The organism is Candidatus Wallbacteria bacterium, from assembly GCA_028687545.1.
Lineage (GTDB): Bacteria > Muiribacteriota > JAQTZZ01 > JAQTZZ01 > JAQTZZ01 > JAQTZZ01.
On the sequence record JAQTZZ010000021.1, the window covers coordinates 23,883 to 44,140 of the forward strand.

The following is a 20,258-nucleotide window of genomic DNA, read 5'->3' on the forward strand; positions in this document are numbered from 1 at the left end:
GTATCATTAAACTGAAAGGCTTTTGAATTTCAGTAAATTCAAAGGTGATTTTATTATTAAAAAGAAATATGCAATTCTTGCTCTGATACTGTCGACGATCTGGGGAATTTGTTTTTTCTGCAGCCCTAAAGTTGAGCAGGAAAACCCTCTTCCAGTTACCAGCCAGGAATCCGCCAACTTATCAATTGACCATACTTTCTGGATAAAAGGCCAAAAAGAAAATCACACCTTACAGGATTTTAATCTGACATCAGTTTTTTACAACAAATCACTTGATGCACTGCTTGTCAGGAGCATCCAACCTGCTGATCAGATTATCCCTCTGCTTGCAGCTTCAGGGAGCAAGATGGAAAAGGATTTCCCGGTCAAGGCAGCCGGGAGAGCTGTTGCCGGAAATGCCTGGATCTATCAATTGTGCAATCTTTCAACCTGTGAAGCGAAGAATGAGGTCATCGTCGCAGTGCTGGATACCGGTTACACCGGACAGAATGAAGTCATCAACGGATATAATTACCTGGAAATGTCCAGCGACTTTTCAGATCATAACGGGCATGGCAGTGAAGTCGCCAACCTGGCGTTATCGTTTACCAGTCAAGCCAAACTGATGCCTCTGAAAGTACTGAATGACGATGGCATAGGCTCAATGTCTGCAGTGATCAACGCAATTGTGCATGCTGCAGACCATGGAGCAAAATTGATCAACATCTCTCTTGGCGGCTATCATGACAGCGATCTGCTGGAAGCTGCGGTCAATTATGCCAGATCAAAAAACTGCGCAGTGATTGCCGCCTGCGGCAATGATTCAAGCAGCAGGCCTTTCTATCCTGCAGCCTGCAGCGGAGCTTTGGCAATTTCAGCGGTCAATCCTGATCTCAGCAGAGCCGGTTATTCCAATTTCGGTGAATACATCGATTTCTGTGCTCCAGGCTCTTACATCATGACAGTCGATCACAACCGGCAGATCATAAGAGCCACAGGCACTTCCTACGCAGCTCCGGTATTTGCAGGAATTCTGGCTGCCGGGCTTGAACAGGGGAAGATAGCAGGCATTACTGAAATTGAGCTGGCAGGATTGTGCCTGGATCTTGGCGAAGCCGGCAAAGACAGCTATTTCGGACATGGACTGCTCAAACTGCCTGCTGAGGATAAAAGCTCTGCTGTTGAAGACATTCAAGCATCTGGTGAAGTGAACAACAATTCCGGCAATCAACCTTCGATTCTTCCGCCGCCAGCAAGTAATTATTTAACTGTCAGCAGATCATACGAGCTTACAGTACCACAACCAACAGTGGCACAAATCAACGGCCAGGAGATAGTTGAAATTGCGGAATTCGGCAGCCTGCTGGAAGTTAACCATCCGCAACTCCCTTATCGGGTGTTTTTTTATGAAGTGCCTGCAGCAGCCGGCTCCATCGAAGTAACTGTAGAATCCGAGAGTTCTTATGTATTTGAGAGAATTGAGAATATCAGGATTACTCCTAAACCGATATCTGGCGATCAACAAGCAAGCACACCGGTCATGGACCCTTTACTTCCTCCAGTTTATCCGGAAACTCCTTATAAATTCATAGGAATCCAGAATATCGGATGGCATAAAATAGCTGCCGTAGCCCTGATGCCTGTTCAGTATGAAAAAGAAACAAAAAATCTGATTTTCCACCCCGGTTTCAGGATCAAGATCAGTTACTCAGATGCAGCTGCTGCTATGCAGTCCAGTTCCAGACCCTTTAATCAGAATCTTGAAGATACTGCTTCAGAACTGATCCAGAATTATGGAGAAATAAAATTTGATTACCAGAAGCAAGGCATCTCAGGCTATAAGTATCTGATCATCACAACCAATGCCCTGAAATCATACCTGCAGCCCCTGGCAGACTGGAAAACCAAGAAAGGCCAGAAAGCGATTATTAAAACCATCGAAGAAATCGGCGCTGGTACTCCGGATGAGATTCGAACCTGCATTTCAGACTATTACAATGGAGGCAATGGCATCAGCTGGGTACTCCTGGCAGGCGATTACAACGTAGTACCTATGAAAACAATCGTCGCAGCCTGTGACAGCGACACAGTACCCACAGACTATTTCTATGCCAAGGTGACAGGCACCTGGGATGCCAATGGCAATAACAGCCTGGGCTGGGTGCCTGAGGTATATGTCGGACGGCTGTCTGCTTCCTCCACTTCAGACATGCAGACCTTAGTCAACAATATCTTGAACTATGAAAAATCCCCGCCAGCAGGTACCTGGACCTCCAGGGTAGTTCTGGCAGCAGCGTTTTCCAACCATAATCAGGATACTACAGGCAGCAATACCCAGGGCATGCCTAAGACCGACGAAGGCACCATGATGGAGCGGATGATCGCAGACGGATTTTTCAGCGGGCTGACTTATGTCAGGCTTTATCAGCATGGCGACGATGCAGGTCTTGTACCCAGCACATTGACCCACGAAATAGATTTAACTGAAACCAACTTTGTCAGTGCAGTCTCCACAGGGGAAGTCTTCATAGGCTGGGCAGGTCATGGAGGCAATAATTGTGTGGTCTATCGGAAATGGGTCAGCGACACAGATGGCGACAATCTGGAAGAAGCCTCAGGCAATGGCGACATCTATGAATCTGAGGATCACTTTTTTTACACCACTACTGACAATCCCTCAAATGGCAGCAAAAAACCGCTGGTTTATGCTGACTCCTGTAATACTGGGGCCTTTGACTGGTCCAGCGGGGACTGCCTTGGCGAAGCTGTGATCAAAAAGCTGGGGATCGGCTTTGTGGGAGCCAGCCGGATTTCCTATTATTCTCCCGGCTGGTCTCAGCCGTCCAATGGTTATAACCAGACCCATGAATACTATTTTACCAGGGAATTTCTCAACCAGGGAAAATATCAGCCAGGCAAAATGCTTTATGATTCAAAGGTATACTATTCAACCAACATTACAGTTGATAATTATTCAAAGAAAAACTTCCACGTTTACAATCTGCTCGGGGATCCTGAGATCCCGATCTGGACAGCAGCACCAGGCACTTTGACTGTCAGCAAGACGCCTTCGACCCTGTATAGCGGCTCCCCACAGAAGCTGACAGTGGAAGTGACAGGCAGCGGGGCGGTTTCAGGCGCCCTGGTCTGCCTGCTGAAAGGGACAGACGGAGCTGAAGTTTATCTGACGGCATCCACCAATGCTTCAGGCCTGGCCACTTTTGAAATCACTGCAGCTGCCAGCGGGACCGTGAGCGTCACAGTTACCAAGCATAATTACATTCCTTCAGAGACTATAGTCGTGGTGAACCCCAATTCCCCGCCCGGAACTTTCGATCTTCAGACCCCCAATAATAATCAAACCACCAGAACTCCTGCCATAGACTGGCAGGACAGCATCGACCCTGAAGACACTGTGACTTACAATCTGTACATTGACGACAGCAGTAATTTCACATCTATCAATGTCACGAAAACCGGACTTACGTCTTCCTCATATAATGTGCTCTCAGGAGACGGTCTGGTTGAAAATAAAACATATTATTACAAGGTTAAAGCTCTGGACGGAAAAGGCGGGGAAACCTGGTGCAATCAAGCCTATTTTACATTCACAGTGAATGAAGCGAATGAGAACCCGGCAGCCTTCAGTTTAAGCGGCCCAGCCAGCGGAAGCATAATCACCACTACCGGGACATTGAGCTGGCTGGCTGCAGTGGACCCTGATCCGTTCGACAGCGTGACCTATGAACTGATCATCGATAACAACAGCAATTTCACCACACCGGAATTGACCAAAACAAATCTGGCAGGCAACAGTTATACGATCCAGACCGGAGAAATCGGCGACAACACGGTTTACTACTGGAAAGTGATCGCCCATGACGCACATGGGGGCCAGACCACCTCGAACCAGACCGGCTGGCATTTCACGGTCAACAATGCCAACGATCCACCCGGCGCTTTCAGTCTAAGCACTCCTCCCAGCGGAGGTACCATCACTACCACCGGAACATTGAGCTGGGAAGTTGCCCTGGACCCTGATCCAGGCGATAATGTGACCTATGAGCTGATCATAGATGACAACAGTAATTTTGGCTCTCCCGAATTGACCGGAACCAACCTGTCTGCTGTAAGCTATACGATCCTGACCGGAGCAATCAGCGACAATACCACCTATTACTGGAAGGTGATCGCCCGTGACAGCCATGGAGCCCAGCGCACTTCGACCCAGACAGGCTGGTATTTCCATGCCAACAACGCCAATGAACCTCCTGCAGCTTTCAATTTATGCAGCCCGGCGAGCGGGACCACCATCACCACTATCGGAAAATTGAGCTGGGAGGTCGCAATCGACCCTGATCCGGGCGACAGCCTGACCTATGAACTGATGATTGATAATAACAGTGATTTTCTTACACCTGAATTAACTAAAGCCAGTCTGTCAGGCAACAGTTATACTCTCCAAAGCGGAGAAATCACGGGTAATTATACTTATTACTGGAAAGTGATCGCCCACGACAGCCATGGCAGCCAGGTCACTTCGACCCAGACCGGCTGGTATTTCTTTGCCAACACGCCACCCAACCAATTTAATCTAAGCGGCCCTGCCAGCGGGAGCACAATCACCACTACCTGTACATTGAGCTGGGAAGTGACCCTGGACCCTGATCCAGGGGACAGCGTTACTTATGAGCTGATCATCGATAATAACAGCAGTTTCGCCTCGCCGGAATTCTCAAAAATCAACCTGTCGGCAGTCAGCTATACGCTCAATTCAGGAGAAATAAGCGACAACACCGTTTATTACTGGAAAGTGATCGCCCATGACGCACATGGCGGCCAGACCAGTTCAACCCAGACCTGGTATTTCATTGCCAACAACGCCAACGACCCGCCAGCAGCCTTCAATTTAAAAAGCCCTGCCAGCGGAAGTACCATCGCTGCAAATGGCACTTTGAGCTGGGAAGTGACCCTGGACCCTGATCCAGGAGATAATGTGACCTATGAACTGATCATAGATGACAACAGCAGTTTCGCTTCACCTGAATTGATCAAAACAAATCTGTCAGCCTGCAGTTATATACTCCACACTGGAGAAATCAGTGACAGCACCGTTTTTTACTGGAAAGTGATCGCCCATGATGCCCATGCCAGCCAGTCCACTTCAACCCAGACCAGCTGGCATTTCGACATTATTGACAATGACATTCTTCCGCCAGTGATTTCCAATCTGCATGTCACGGAATACCATGGGGACAGCGATGAAATCATAGAAAAGGATGAACAGTACAAAATCTCCTGGTCATTGACAGATGAGACTGGAATCGGCGGCACAACCTGCAAAGTCGACGGCAGTGCCAAAACCTTAGCCGGGAATTACTATGTAGTTGAAAACGCTGCTGCAGTAGGTTTACATGCTTTTACGATCGATGCTGCAGATTCCGATAATTCACCCGCCACTGCTGAGACATCTGCAGGAACATTTGAGATACTGGCAGCTTATCCGTCGGTAGTGAGCGTGTTTCCGGCGGACGGCAGCACAGAAGTGCCTCTCAATTCAGGCATCAACGTGGCTTTTGATGAACCGATCCTGCAGTCCAGCATCAGCTCGACCAGCTTTGCAGTCAAAGATTCCGATCAGCTCACAGTTTCAGGGCAATATACTTACACGAGTGCTGAAAACAAAATCATTTTTATCCCTCAAAATCCGCTCAAAAATCTCGTGACCTATACCGTAACCCTCATCGCAGGGGCCTATGGATTAAAAGACACCAAGAATGACCCGATTGCAGAACAATCCGGATTCAGTTTCATCACAATCACAGACACCATCAAGCCCAGCTCATTTATTACCGCTCCTCTCAGCAACTCAACCCTTAGAGGTTTGGTAAACATTTCAGGAACCGCTTCAGACACAAATTTCAAAAACTACAACCTGTACTTTGGTGCCGGTGCGGAACCTTTAAGCTGGATTTTACTGAAAGGTCCGATCACCAGCCCCTTGCAGAATGAACTTATCTATGTCTGGGATACTGCTGGAAAAAACGGATCGTATGAAATCAAGCTTGCGGTTTTAGATAATTTCACCAATGAATGCATTGCTACAGCCGAAGTATTTCTCGATAATACAGATCCATACATCAACATAACTTCTCCAAACGGCGGAAATGCTTTCACAACCACTGACACAGCTGCAATCCTCTCTGGAACTGCCGGAGACGCAGGTGTCGGGTTGAATCTGATTACAATCAATTCCGACAGCACTAATGAAGGGACTCTGAACGACTGGCATTTCCATGTAGCTCTCAATATCGGAGAAAATATCTTTAAAATCACTGCCTTGGACTTCCTGTCCAATTGCGGATCAGCTGAAATCATCATCAACAGGAAAAACCCGGTAACTTCGATTGATTTTGGAACTTCGGAACTGTACGCACAGCCTGGCGGACAGGTCAATCTGAACCTGATTTCAGTGACCGGAACATATCTTGACAACAGCAAAAAACCTGCAACCTCCTTCTGCTGGGCTGCACAATCTGGTTCTGTGGTCGGCAATATATATGAAGCTCCGCTATCCGGCAGGGATACTCTTGAATGCAGATGCACAGAAGACGGAGGAACAGTTACTAAGCAATTACCTGTGGAAGTCAATGATCCCCCAGGCGCTTTCTCACTGGTCTCACCAGACACTGGAAACAACCTGACCCTTGAGGCAACTTTAACCTGGGCCGCGTCAACAGACCAGGACCATAATGATCATGTATCCTATCAACTGCTGATTTCAGAAAACTCCGGTTTTACCACAACCAGGCTGGATAAGCGCATCGACGGCACCAGCTGCACTTTGCAGCCTGGAGATCTGGAAGACTCTCATACTTATTACTGGAAGGTAATTGCCAATGACAGCCGGGGCTTGAGCATTCAATCCAGGCAGGTTTTCACTTTTTACACGCTCGTTTCCCTGACAGCTCTGGTTCCGTCGAAATCATCAATCGCAGTGATCCCTGATCTGCATTATGATCTGCGGAAAATCAAGGTTAAAGCGCTGTTTTCAAATCTTACATCCATCGAAGTGGCTCTACCCGCATGGAACGTCCGGGCCGGAAGCGGAGAAGTCAGCTGGCCGGTTTTCACAGCTCCCCATAGCACCGGAAATTCAGTTCTGGCATGTGTTTATCAATACAACAGCGTGGAAAAAAGTGTGGAAGTGCCGGTAAACATCTGCCTGGATTCACATTGGGAGATTACTACAGTTGACAGCGCCAACAATTCAGCCAGATGGTCCTCAGTCAGGCTTGACCAAACAGGAAACCCCCATATCTCCTATTGCGACAGCGTTAATAATGATCTGAAATATGCATATTATGACGGGACCTGGCAGATCACAACTTTAGACAGTTCAGGCAATTTAGGCGGATATTATACATCCTTAGCTCTCAGTAATTCCGGTCAGCCCCATCTCAGCTATTTTGACGGCACCAACTATGACTTGAAATATGCATATTATGACGGTACCTGGCATATCACAACTTTAGACAGTAAAGGTATTGTAGGCAGCTATTCCTCAATCGCTCTTGACAGTTCAGGAAACCCTCACATCAGCTACAGTGACAATACTAACGCTCATCTTAAATATGCATATTTCGACGGTACCTGGCAGATTGCAACTGCGGACGGCAGCAGCGGCGTAGGCAGCTATTCCTCATTAGCTCTGGACAGCTCGGGCCAGCCTCACATAAGTTACTACGACAACATTAACGCTGATCTTAAATATGCATATTTCAACGGCACCTGGCATGTTACAGCAGTCGACAGTGCGGGAAATGTAGGCACCTATTCCTCAATAGCTCTGAACAGCTCCGGACAGCCTCGGATAAGTTACTATGACAGCACAAACGCTGATCTTAAATATGCATATTATGACGGTACCTGGCATATCTCAACTGTAGACAGCACAGGTGATGTAGGCAGCTATTCATCAATAGCTCTGAACAGCTCCGGACAGCCTCAGATAAGTTACTATGACAGTACAAACGCTGATCTTAAATATGCATATTTTGACGGCCAATGGTTTATCACAACAATAGACAGCTTTGGGAATGTCGGATCTGATACTTCCATCACTCTTACTGCCGCCGGCCAGCCCTGCATCAGTTATTCGGATTTTACAAATTTACACTTGAAATATGCTGACTGGGTTCCGTCAGATGCCCAAATCATCAAGTCAATCAGCCTTTCTTCTTCAGAAATCTGGCTTACAGCAGGCGAGCGTTTTAACCTGGAAAACGTCTCTGTGAGAGCGCTTTACACAAATCGGGCGACCGGGGAAATTGAAATTCCCTTATGGAGTATTAAAAGCGGGAATGGGACTATAGACGGCACTGAGTATATTGCTCCAGGTGTAAATGGCAATGCCTTACTTACCTGCCAATCTGTCGAAGATGGAATCACAAAAGAAGCGGACCTGACTCTGCACATGGCGAGACAATTGGGAAGCATCAGCCTGTCAGTCAGTGAAATCAAGGTACTTGCGGACAGCACTTATAATTTAAGCTCAATCAGGACTGTTGCAAGTTTTGCAAACGGAATTACCGCAGAAGTGACTCCGACCTGGAATCTGAAAAGCGGCGGCGGGATTCTGTCAGGTACAGTTTTCACTGCACCTTCTACTGCAGGAACAGGCGAATTGACATGCACATATTGCGAAAACGGTGTTACAAAAATCAGCGGACTTGCCATATCTACACGATTAGCACAATTGCTGACATGTATTACCTTGTCTCCAAGCTCAGTCACTGTTGTGACAGGGACATGTTACAGTCTTTCAAACATTTCAGTTACAGCAGCATATTCCAATGGAACTACAGGAGAAATCTCGCCGGTCTGGAGTCTGGCACGCGGAAGCGGAGATGTGAGCGGCAACCTGTTTACAACTGCGGTTTCCACAGGCGAAACCGTCCTGAGATGCCGGTATGGCGAATTAGGGATCACCAAGGAAACTGAGTTGAATCTTCACATTGTGAGGCAATTAGGCAGCATCAGTTTATCTCCTGACTGGATTGGAGTGGAAAGTAAAGGAACGTACAATCTCTCATCCATCAAAGCTATAGCTGTATACACAAATGGAACCACCTCCGAAGCCTTCGGTAAAACATGGGCTGTGAAAAGCGGCGGTGGAAGTATCTCGGGCAGCACATATACTGCACCAGAAGGCGGTAACCCGGTTTTAACCTGCTCTTACAGCGAAAACCTTATCACTGCCAGTCAGGATCTTACTGTTAATCTGATTCCAGTTATCTCCATATCTTTAAATGTTGCTGCAGCCACTGTGATCATCACTGACACTTTTAACCTTGGAATTATAAAGACTATCGCTACTTACGCTGACGGCGGCACTTCCGAAGTAGACGGCATCAGCTGGACTGTAAAAGGCGGGGACGGTACTCTAATTGAAAATTCATTCACTGCTTCCATGATCTTGGGAACCACTGAACTGACCGCAACCTATTTTTCGAATGGAACCACCTTCAGTGCGGACCTTATGATCATCATAAAAGCCGGTGATTCATGGGAATCCGACAATGATTACAGTCATGCCAGCCTCATTTCGTCAGGCACTGTATCCAGCCACCACTCTATTAAACCCTCTGGAGATAGAGACTGGGTTAAATTCCACATCCAGAACAACGCGAAAACCGTGGAGATTTTTACAACCGGTGAAGCTGGCGGAGATACCAGTATCCAGCTTTACTCGGACCCGAATGCTTCTGCGATTGCTGCATCTGACGATCTCAGTCTGACCAACCACTATTCCAGGATAATCCGTAACAATCTGCCTGCCGGGATTTATTATTTACAGGTGAAGGGGTTCGGGACTGCAGAAATTGAAGACTATTCCATTGTATTAAATCTGATTGAAGGGACTGTGACAAATACTCCGCCTTCAATCCTTGAAATCTCCGAAACCGGTTCCAGCGGTGAGATCACGATTTCCTATCTGTTAAAAGACAATGAAAGTGATGTTTGTACTTTGGCGGTAGATTTCTCGCTGGATTGCGGGCTCACATGGACACCATGCGCTGTTGGCAATAGCGGGAATTTGAATGGTCTTGCAACAAGCAAGACCGGTGTAGAGCATTCCTTTATCTGGTCTTCCACCCCGAATTTCCACAGCAATCAGAGCAGTGTACTGCTGAGACTGCTGGCTAATGATGGAAGAAATGACAGCTTTTACGCCCAATATGATGCAGGTCAGATCAATAATGCAGCTCAAGCTTTTTCCGTCAATGGTACTGTCACATCCGGAAGCTCAGCTCAAATCACAATCTGGCAGAATGGTTTGAAATTGATGGAAGGAGCGGTTGATGTTAATGGCAGTTACTCTTTCAATGGACTGGGGAATGGAAATTATAAAATCATTGTCTTCAAAGACGGTTATTACCCTGGCAGCAGAGAAGTGACAGTATCTGGAGCATCAGTTTCCGGCCTGACTGTTACACTCCCGGCAATACCCCCGGTTACGCTTTCCAACATTGTAATGGTGGTTTACGGTAATGCCGCGACTGACCGTGATGGTGACGGAGTTTCCGAGCCTGTAACAACAGGAGATGTGATCACTGCAAAAGATCCGGGTGGAGGGATCTGCGCCAAATTCATAGTCACCGAGTCAGGCAAGTATGGAACCATGAATATCTATGGCGACAGCACAGCGACTCCTTCAATTGATGAAGGTTGCCAAAACGGCGATCTCGTACAATTTTATATCAACAATTCACTTGTGATTCAAACCACTTCATTTGCAGCAGGCCAGGTAGTAAAGCTGGATCTGGAGTATCTTAATACGATTACCAGTTCAATTGCCCTGAAACAGGGCTGGAATCTGATTTCATTTGGAATTCAACCGATAAGTCCTACCATAGAAGTGATATTTTCCAATCTCCCCTCAATGAAATATGTGATGGGATTTTTCAGAATTCCTCAGGATGAAGGGGCCGAAGGATTCCGCACCTACATGAATCTGGAAGGCCTGAAAGACTTCTCGACCCTGAAGCGCATGGATGGTTATCATGGATACTGGGTGTATATGAATAATGATTCCACGCTTACTGTTACAGGAAATGCCATCAATGATGGATCTGAGCGGAATCTAAGTTCAGGCTGGAATCTTGCAGGTTACTGGATGAATGGCAGCAACCCTGTCCCTGCAAGCCAGACTCAATCCGGCACTGTAATAGACTGTATTTTCAACAGCACCCCGATCACCGGCAAGGCTAGATTCATCATGGGATTTTATCGTAATACCATTGATGGCGAGGGTGAAGGATTCAGGACTTTCATGAACAACAGCGCCATCGAGTTCAGCACTCTGAAAAATCTTGATCCGCATTGTGGTTACTGGATTTATATGGAAAGCGATGGAATCCTGAAATACAGTTACCGTTCAAATTGAGTAAATTGATTCAAATTTCAGTTTTAAATTGTGAGCAGGGCTTTATTTTTCAGGCGCCTTAGTTTATAATAACTCAAGTTAAATCAGATGGTTAGAGAGAGATGAAAAAACGAAGGAAAGCCAGAATTCTGGCCATGCATTGTCTTTATCAGTATGACCTGGTCGGCGGATCGATCGAAGAAATCTTCGAGGAAACCAAGAAAAATTTCCGCCTGGAACGGGACATTTCTGCTTTTTCCTGGAACATCACCCGCCACATTATCGATGACTGGCAGAAGCTGAACGCGATCATTTCAAAATATTCCGACAACTGGGACCTGGAGCGGATGTGTTCAGTGGATCGAGCCCTCCTGCGAATCGGAGTGGCTGAACTTCTTTATTTCCCCGAATCTCCGGTTTCAGTCACAATCAACGAGGCAGTGGAAATTGCCAAGGCCTATTCCACTGACAATTCCTGCAGTTTCATCAACGCGCTTCTGGATAAGATATCCAGGGAACTCGTCCCTGAAAAGGAGAGGTAAATGGGCAGCATCCGCCAGGAAAGAAAGCTTCTGATCAATGCTCTCAGGAATGCCAATGTCCTTACAGAAGAAGATCTTCAGGTGATCAACGAAGAGCAGAAAAGAACGGGCGAGAGCATCGGGATCGTGCTGCTCAGGCTCGAACTGATCGATGAAAAGGACCTGATCGAATTCTACGACGTACACCTGCATATACCTTACGCCAATCTGGATAACTATGTGATCGATCCCCTGTTTGTAAAAACAATCCCTGAAAACATTGCCCGCCAGTATCACCTGATCGCCCTGATCAAAGTCAAAAACAATTTGACGGTCGCAATGGCGGACCCGCTTGACAGTTTCGTCATCGACAATCTCAGGGACACAACGAGCTGTGAGATCAAGCCGCTTGTGTCTAAAATGTCCGAAATCGACGAGGCAATCGAAAAATACTACAACATGCCGGTTGAAGTTAAAAAAACAGAAGAAGAGCTGGCCCTGGGTGAACTCAAGAAGCTTAATGACAGTATCACAGGCTTTAAATTCGAAGGCAAGAACCTGGACGTTTTTTCCACTGAAGAGGGTTCAGCCCCGATCGTCAAGCTCGTGAACCTGATCATCATGAATGCAATCGCAGAAAAGGCGTCGGATATTCATATCGAACCAAATGAAAAAGTGGTGCGCGTGCGCTACCGTGTGGACGGTATGCTGCAGGAAGTGATGTCTCTGGCCACTGAACTGGAAAATTCAGTCGTTTCCCGCGTCAAGGTCATGGCAGCCATGGACATCGCTGAAAAGAGGGTGCCGCAGGACGGACGTGTTGCCATCAAGAGCCAGAACAAGGAGTATGACCTGCGCGTTTCCACCTTTCCCACGATCAACGGCGAAAAAGCAGTGCTCAGAATTCTGGACAAGAGCAACAAGCTGATCAAGATGGAAGAACTGGGTTTCGCCCCTGATCTTATGAAGAAATACGATGTGATCATCCACAAACCCAACGGGATAGTGCTGCTCACAGGACCCACCGGTTCAGGCAAATCAACTACCTTGTATGCTTCGGTAGACCGGATCAACGCCCTGGACAAGAATATCGTCACGATTGAGGATCCTGTGGAATACAAAATCCCGATCGTCAACCAGTCCCAGGTCAATGTCAAGGCAGGTTACACTTTTGCCGCTGGCCTGCGCTCAATTCTGCGCCAGGACCCAAACGTGATCCTGGTCGGCGAAATCCGCGACTATGAAACCGCCGAAATCTCGGTGCGCGCTTCGCTCACCGGCCATTTGGTCTTTTCTACATTACATACAAATGACGCCTCCAGCGCGGTCACCCGTCTGATCGATATGGGCGTGGAACCGTTCCTGGTAGCCTCTTCGGTAATCTGCATGATGGCCCAGCGCTTGGTCCGACTGATCTGCCCCGACTGCAAGGAAGAACATAGCGTAAGCCCAAAGATCATTAAAAAACTTGGAGAACTGGTGGGCAAAGAACTGCCTTCCAACACCAAATTATACCGTGGCAGGGGCTGCAAAGCTTGCAAATTCTCCGGTTACCGGGGACGCAATGCCATCGATGAACTCCTGATCCCTGATGAAAAAATCAGAGAACTGGTCGTCTATAAATCGCCTGCCTCCACGATCAAGATCGAAGCCAGAAAAAAAGGCATGCGCACTCTGCGCGAGGACGGTCTTTTAAAAGTCCTGGACGGCCGGACCACGATCGAGGAAGTGATGCGTGTTACTGCCATGGATGAGAACTGACAGTTGCCTATCATGCAAAACATTTCCGAAATCACTACCCGGATCCGTTACGCCGAAGTCGATCGGATGGGATTCGTGTATTACGCGAACTACCTGGTTTTCCTGGAGATGGGACGCACAGAATGGCTTCGTTCAAAGGGACTTACCTATCTTCAGATGGAAGAGCAGGGAATTTTCCTGCCTGTACTTGATCTCTCCGCCACATACAGAAAATCAGCCAAATATGACGATCTGATCAGGATCCTGACAGATGTCTCTGAGTTCACACACCGCAAGATCAGATTCCAGTATCGGATTTTCAGATCTGATGAGCTGCTGATGGAGGCTTCCACACTTCATCTGTTCATGAATGCATCCGGGCGTGCGGTTGTTTTACCGGATAAAATGATCCGTCTTTTCAATCCAGCTGACGAAAAGAAAAGGATTGTTCAGTGAAAATTATCATCCGGATCTGTGTAATGTTTTTCTCGGCTGCAGTCTTTGCAGTTCTTGCAGGATGCGGTGGTGGAGGCAGCAGCGGTGGAGCCGCAGACATCTCGCATCTCAACCAGATGAGCAGCAATTTCACCCAGGCCTCACTGAGTATCGGGGGAGTGGTTTCAGGCAAATCCGGTCCCTTTTCAGCCCCGTCAAAAGTGTTTTCCGAACCAGGGCTGAGAGTAACCCTGGTCTCAGCGGAAAAGGAACAGACGTTCCCGCTGATGTCAGACAACACATTCCTGCTGTCAGGAATTCCGAGAAGCAGCGATCATTATATCATCAGAATCTACAACCAGAGCGGAATGATCGCCGATTATCCGATCGATCTGGAGGGTTTCACCGGCAACAATGACCTGGTGATGCTGGATAAGGTCACACTCGACAAAGAGGATACCAGGATTGTGGTCGCCAGGATGGTGAAGACAAATCTCGGCTCAAATCCGAGCTTTATGCGCCAGCTGTTCGAGCGAGGCACAGCCGGCAAAGTAACCACCCTGGATTTCTCGAATCTCAATCTCGGCAGCTATCCAGAGCTTTTATACAACGGAGTGATCGATTACTACGAGGAAACCGACCCCATCCTCTATACCCTGCCTGATGATTTTTTTCAAGAAATGATCCTGCACCGCAACCTTGACGGAGAGCAGCATACCCTTGCCATGGACGATACAGTTGGCAGCGACGATCCGTTTTATGACCCAAGCGGAACAATCCTATCGAATCTTACAATCGGAGACGCCAATACCAGCGCTCAAACGCTCAAAGTGATGATGGGAACCGCAAAAAATCAGAATTCCGCGCAGATATCTCTCAGCTCTGAGTTCTATGCTACACTGGTTTTTTATGATGTGGATGACAATCATGTCACTCCTGACTGCTTCTTCCTCAAAATCAAAGCCGAATCCACCAACAGCTGGATCGAGAAATCCGCTTATTTTGTGCGGGGCACTGCCTACAGGGAAGACGGGACTTCAATCGGAAGCATCACGAACGGGGAGGGAAATTACTACCTTTACTACGGAAGCCTCAGTCAGTTTGGCATGACAACAGCCCAGAAAGTCACTTTCACGATCGACTGCACACTGCCGGATGCTAACATGATCAGGACAGTTCTTTCCAGAGACTTCATTCCCTGAAGGAGGAAAATTGAGCCAAGGTAAAAAAAGCATTGCTGTATACTCTGTAATTGTCGGTGCGCTGCTGACTACTACAAAACTCCTGGTAGGCTTTTTTACGGGAAGCCTTGGCATTCTCGCCGAAGCCTTGCATTCTTTTTTTGATCTAAGTGCAGCCATAATGACCTTTTTTTCGGTCAAGATCTCGTCGCAGCCGCCTGATGCTGATCATAATTACGGGCACGGCAAGGTGGAGAACCTCTCAGCTCTGGCCCAGGGGATTTTACTGCTGGTGACATGCATCTGGATCATCTGGGAGGCAGGGCACAAGCTTTTAAGTGGAAAGATCATTGTGGAAGCCAGCCTCTGGGCTTTTGCAGTAATGCTGTTTTCCCTGACTCTGGATATCATCATTTCCAGACTGCTCTACTGGGGTGCAAAAGAATACACTTCTCAAGCTCTGGAGGCGGACGGCCTGCATTATGCATCGGATATTCTCTCTTCCTTAGTCGTGCTGGCAGGTTTGATCGGCGTGAAGATCGGTTATCCCATCCTGGACCCGATAGCTGCTTTGGGAGTTTCCGTACTGGTACTCTATGCATGCTATAAACTGATGAAAGATTCAATAGAAGACCTCATGGACAAAGCCCCTGCAGGCCTCAGGGAAAAAATTCTGAAATCTGTGGAGAAAATGGCAGGGATCGAAAAAGTAGATTCCATCAAAATAAGACGCGGAGGTGGAGTCGTTTTTGTTGACATCATCGTACTGGCAAAGCGGGGAATTTCCCTGGAGAAAAGCCATGAATTGTCGCTGGAGATTGAAAATGAAATCCACCACTTGTATAAAAACTCGGAAACCATCGTTCATTTTCATCCCAGCACCTTTGGGGAGAACCTTTTTGACACAGTGAATACAGTGGCAGCCCGGCATCTGGAAATCCGTGAAGTGCATGACATCCAGAGTTACAGAAACAGGCAGACCGGGAAATTTTTCCTGAGCCTGCACGCCAAATTTTCTTCTGATACTACTCTGGGGCAGGCCCACCAGGTGATTGACCAGTTCGAAGCCGGATTGAGAAAAGAAATTCCAGATCTGGACAGAGTTGAAGTTCATATTGAAACACTCTACACTACTGAACTTGGTTTCCAGCAATCGCTTTCAGACACTGATCGGGAGAGCATTACCAGGGAAATTCTCGCAGATAAGAACATCAAGGGAATCCACGATATCCGACTGCATAAAAAATCAACAGGCAGTTTTCTCTCCTGCCACATCCTGACGGAAAAGAATCTGAATCTGAAGGAAGTGCATCAGATCGCCACTTCGGCAGAGGATAAGATCAAGAAAATTCTCCCCCAGATTTTGGAAGCTGTAGTGCACGTAGAACCCTACAACTATTGAAATCATTCAAATTCCAGGAAAATATTTTCCAGTTTGAGCTTGACAGGGGTGGATTGGGTCATTAGAATTAGGTGCAGCGGGGCATAGCGCAGCCTGGTTTAGCGTGCCTGCCTTGGGAGCAGGAGGTCGAGAGTTCAAATCTCTCTGCCCCGACCAGGAAAAACCAAGCGGGAGTAGCTCAGTTGGTAGAGCTGCAGCCTTCCAAGCTGCAGGTCGCGAGTTCGAATCTCGTCTCCCGCTCCATATTTTTTGCGCCTGTAGCTCAGCTGGATAGAGCAACGGACTTCTAATCCGTAGGCCAGAGGTTCGAACCCTCTCAGGCGTACCATATTGTGGTGGGTGTAGCTCAACTGGTTAGAGTACCAGACTGTGGCTCTGGGTGTTGGGGGTTCAAGTCCCCTCACTCACCCCAAATAAAAAAACTTGACAAGCTTCGGAAGAGACTGATAGAGTTTTTACCTGCGGCGCCCGTAGTTCAAATGGATAGAGCAACGGACTTCGGATCCGTGGGTTGAAGGTTCGAGTCCTTCCGGGCGCGCCAGGTGACAATATCGGGCTGCTAGCTCATCAGGTAGAGCACATCCCTTTTAAGGATGGGGTAACTGGTTCAAGTCCAGTGCAGCCCACCACCCTTACGCGGGCGAGTGGCGGAACTGGTAGACGCGCAGGGCTTAGGACCCTGTGAGAAATCGTGGGAGTTCGAGTCTCCCCTCGCCTACCAGATGTTGAGCTCTTGGGGTCCATGGAACCGGCAGATGCTCAAAGCGCCAAAGGAAAGATGAAGTCTCTGGACCGCTAGAGATCATCACATAAGCGGGAGTAGCTCAGTGGTAGAGCTTCTGCTTGCCAAGCAGAAGGCCGAGGGTTCGAAACCCTTCTCCCGCTCCAGCAACACAATCCCCCTGACTTCAGGGGGATTTTTCATTCAAAGAGACAAGCCATACCCCTAATTTGATTCTCACTTTTATTATATACAAATCTTGACGCGCTGAATATTACCGTCTATAATGCAATGAGATTGCAAAGTAGCCGGAGGCGGTTATGTATATTACTCGAACTCTTGAAAAATATATTATCCAAGCCGGGGCACAATTCCCTGTGCTGCTGGTCACCGGAGCCCGCCAGGTGGGCAAGACGACTTTTCTCAGGCACTTGTGCAAAAAAGATCGTGCTTACATCACACTTGACGACCCAATGGCTCTCACACTGGCTAAAGAAGATCCTGCCCTTTTTTTTCAGAGATTTCGTCCGCCACTGCTGATCGATGAAATTCAATATGCCCCGGAGCTTCTTCCCCATATCAAGATGATGGTCGATCAGGACCATCGATCAGGAGCGTTCTGGCTAACCGGCTCACAGCAGTTTCATCTGATGAAAGGTGTTTCGGAATCATTGGCTGGGCGGGTCGGTGTAGTCCAGCTGCTCGGGCTTTCCAGAAGAGAGCTGATCGGGCTGGCCGGCATGGGATTGCCTTTTTTGCCGACACCTGCTAGGATCGCGGAACGAATGGCTACAGCCGTTAAACTGCCTCTCAAGGATCTTTACAGCTTGATCTGGAAAGGATCTTTCCCGGTTGCGGCACTGGATCAGCATATGAATCGCGATTTTTTTTACGCATCTTATGTCCAGACTTATCTTCAGCGGGATGTGCGCGATCTGGCCAGAGTAGGAGACGAGATGGCATTCCTGCGTTTTCTCCGGACCGCTGCCGCCCGCACCGGACAGTTGCTGAACCTTTCGGAACTGGCCAAAGATGCTGATATCTCGCCGAATACGGCCAAGAGCTGGCTTTCCATCCTGATCTCATCAGGCCTCGTGTATCTGCTCGAACCATGGCACAGCAATTTAACCAAGCGTCTGGTGAAGACGCCGAAACTTTTTTTCCTGGATACAGGATTGTGTGCCTATCTTACCGAATGGTCGAGCCCTGAAAACCTTGAGGCAGGTGCAATGTCCGGCGCGATCCTGGAAACATGGATAATAGGAGAACTGCTTAAGAGTTACTGGAACAATGGCATCAGAGCGCCGTTTTATTATTATCGGAACAAGGACAAGGTTGAGATAGATCTTCTGATCATGCAGGACGGAACAGTCTATCCGCTGGAGTTCAAGAAGACAGCTTCCCCTTCTAAAGACGATGTCAGGCATTTTTCAGCTCTAACCAAACTGAATCTGCCTGTCGGGCAGGGTGGAATCATCTGTCTAACCGAGCAGAAACTGCCCCTGATAAAGACCGTCGACGTCATACCCGTCGGCCTGTTGTAGACTTTGCTTTCCAAAAAGTTCATTAGCTTTATCGAAATCAGCGTATAGATCTACATGCACTTTTCTGTCAATTATTCACACCTTGAAGTTCCGTACTAAAAGTCGCGGCATCACGGTATCCAACGAATCTGGTGACTTCGCTAAAATCAGAGCTGTTTAAAATGACACAAGCTGGTAATCCAGTAATATTATATTGCGTGTAATAGGTCGAATTAGCAGGGACTGAGTCATCGAGCCGGAGCGGAATAAATGAATCGTTGATTAATTGTATTATCGATGAATTACTATAAGTCTCCTGATCCATTATGGCACACCATCCACACCAGGAAGCACAGAAATCAATCAAGATTTTTTTGCCGCTCGAACTGCTCAGTTGCTGAGCAGTATCAAAATCGGTTTGCCAAGTTATTGTCGGTTTATCAATTGTAATACTCAGTTCCGCTGATGCACATGTCTGCCCTTCACAATAGATGTATCTCAGATAAGCAGTTTCTGTTGTGTCCGGCGCTGTGTAAATGTGTCCGCTAACAGAGCCCTCCCCGGAGGTTTTGCTCCAAGTCCCACCGGTCACGGTCACTGCAGTGCTATCCGAGTAATGTGCTGTTGCAGTGATGCCCGAAAGCTCATAGGTTCCACCGGTAGTTACATTGATCGTGTTTGGATTTAGACTAAGACTTGATAGGGTTTTAACAATGGTAGTAATGCTCAGTTCAGCCGATGCGCATATCTGCCCCTCACAATAGGCGTAAATCAGATGAGCAGATCCTGTTGTGTCAGGTGCTGTGTATATGTGTCCGCTAACTGAGCCATCCCCGGAGGTTTTGCTCCAAGTCCCACCGGTCACGGCCGCTGCAGTGCTGTCTGAGTAATGTGCTGTTGCAGTGATGCCCGAAAGCTCATAGGTTCCACCGGTAGTTACATTGATCGTGTTTGGACTTATACTAAGACTTGTTAGGGTTTTAACAATGGTAATACTCAGTTCCGCTGATGCGCATATCTGCCCTTCACAATAGGCGTAAATCAGATGAGCAGATCCTGTTGTGTCAGGTGCTGTGTATATGTGTCCGCTAACTGAGCCATCCCCGGAAGCTTTGCTCCAAGTCCCACCAGTCACGGCCGCTGCAGTGCTGTCTGAGTAATGTGCTGTTGCAGTGATGCCCGAAAGCTCATAGGTTCCACTGGTAGTTACATTGATCGTGTTTGGACTTATACTAAGACTTGTTAGGGTTTTAACAATGGTAATACTCAGTTCCGCTGATGCGCATATCTGCCCTTCACAATAGGCGTAAATCAGATGAGCAGATCCT

8 protein-coding genes and 8 tRNA genes are annotated in these 20,258 nt (G+C 47.7%); 15 read left to right on the forward strand and 1 reads right to left on the reverse strand.

What is annotated here, in order from left to right; translation table 11 throughout:
- The first annotated feature begins 22 nt into the window (after positions 1–22).
- The 15 genes from PHW04_10185 to PHW04_10255 all read left to right on the forward strand — a co-directional run bounded on the left by PHW04_10185 (position 23) and on the right by PHW04_10255 (position 18,951).
- Complete coding sequence (locus PHW04_10185) at positions 23–11,428, forward strand: C25 family cysteine peptidase (protein MDD2716253.1); 11,406 nt, start codon at positions 23–25, stop codon at positions 11,426–11,428.
- A gap of 101 nt (positions 11,429–11,529) precedes the next feature.
- Positions 11,530–11,949: a transcription antitermination factor NusB gene (gene nusB / locus PHW04_10190; GenBank protein ID MDD2716254.1), complete on the forward strand. Its 420-nt coding sequence runs from the start codon at positions 11,530–11,532 to the stop codon at positions 11,947–11,949.
- On the forward strand, positions 11,950–13,689 hold the full coding sequence (locus tag PHW04_10195; protein MDD2716255.1) for an ATPase, T2SS/T4P/T4SS family: 1,740 nt from the start codon (positions 11,950–11,952) through the stop codon (positions 13,687–13,689).
- Between the two features lie 12 nt (positions 13,690–13,701).
- Positions 13,702–14,124 (forward strand): thioesterase family protein, encoded by a 423-nt coding sequence (locus PHW04_10200; GenBank protein ID MDD2716256.1) that lies wholly within the window; start codon positions 13,702–13,704, stop codon positions 14,122–14,124.
- Positions 14,121–15,305 carry a hypothetical protein gene (locus tag PHW04_10205; protein MDD2716257.1) on the forward strand — a complete coding sequence of 395 codons (1,185 nt, stop codon included), beginning with the start codon at positions 14,121–14,123 and terminating at the stop codon, positions 15,303–15,305. Before PHW04_10200 ends, PHW04_10205 begins: the two co-directional genes overlap by 4 nt.
- A gap of 10 nt (positions 15,306–15,315) precedes the next feature.
- Positions 15,316–16,686, forward strand: a complete 1,371-nt coding sequence (locus PHW04_10210) for a cation diffusion facilitator family transporter (protein MDD2716258.1) — start codon at positions 15,316–15,318, stop codon at positions 16,684–16,686.
- 77 nt (positions 16,687–16,763) lie between these two features.
- Positions 16,764–16,842 (forward strand) — tRNA-Pro (locus tag PHW04_10215).
- Between the two features lie 11 nt (positions 16,843–16,853).
- Positions 16,854–16,929, forward strand: a tRNA-Gly gene (locus PHW04_10220).
- Positions 16,930–16,937: 8 nt separating this feature from the next.
- A tRNA-Arg gene (locus tag PHW04_10225) sits at positions 16,938–17,014 on the forward strand.
- Positions 17,015–17,021: 7 nt separating this feature from the next.
- Positions 17,022–17,098, forward strand: a tRNA-His gene (locus PHW04_10230).
- Between the two features lie 52 nt (positions 17,099–17,150).
- A tRNA-Arg gene (locus PHW04_10235) sits at positions 17,151–17,227 on the forward strand.
- 12 nt (positions 17,228–17,239) lie between these two features.
- Positions 17,240–17,315, forward strand: a tRNA-Lys gene (locus PHW04_10240).
- 9 nt (positions 17,316–17,324) lie between these two features.
- A tRNA-Leu gene (locus PHW04_10245) sits at positions 17,325–17,407 on the forward strand.
- Between the two features lie 92 nt (positions 17,408–17,499).
- Positions 17,500–17,574, forward strand: a tRNA-Gly gene (locus PHW04_10250).
- 153 nt (positions 17,575–17,727) lie between these two features.
- On the forward strand, positions 17,728–18,951 hold the full coding sequence (locus PHW04_10255) for an ATP-binding protein (GenBank protein ID MDD2716259.1): 1,224 nt from the start codon (positions 17,728–17,730) through the stop codon (positions 18,949–18,951).
- 67 nt (positions 18,952–19,018) lie between these two features.
- Here PHW04_10255 and PHW04_10260 read toward each other — a convergent pair.
- A partial coding sequence (locus PHW04_10260; protein ID MDD2716260.1) for a DUF255 domain-containing protein occupies positions 19,019–20,258 on the reverse strand: 1,240 nt, incomplete at its 5' end.

Coding starts and splice junctions, on each gene's coding strand:
- PHW04_10200 (MDD2716256.1), top strand. CDS start 13,702: ATGCAAAACATTTCCGAAATCACTACCCGGATCCGTTACGCCGAAGTC.
- nusB (MDD2716254.1), top strand. CDS start 11,530: ATGAAAAAACGAAGGAAAGCCAGAATTCTGGCCATGCATTGTCTTTAT.
- PHW04_10255 (MDD2716259.1), top strand. CDS start 17,728: ATGTATATTACTCGAACTCTTGAAAAATATATTATCCAAGCCGGGGCA.
- PHW04_10195 (MDD2716255.1), top strand. CDS start 11,950: ATGGGCAGCATCCGCCAGGAAAGAAAGCTTCTGATCAATGCTCTCAGG.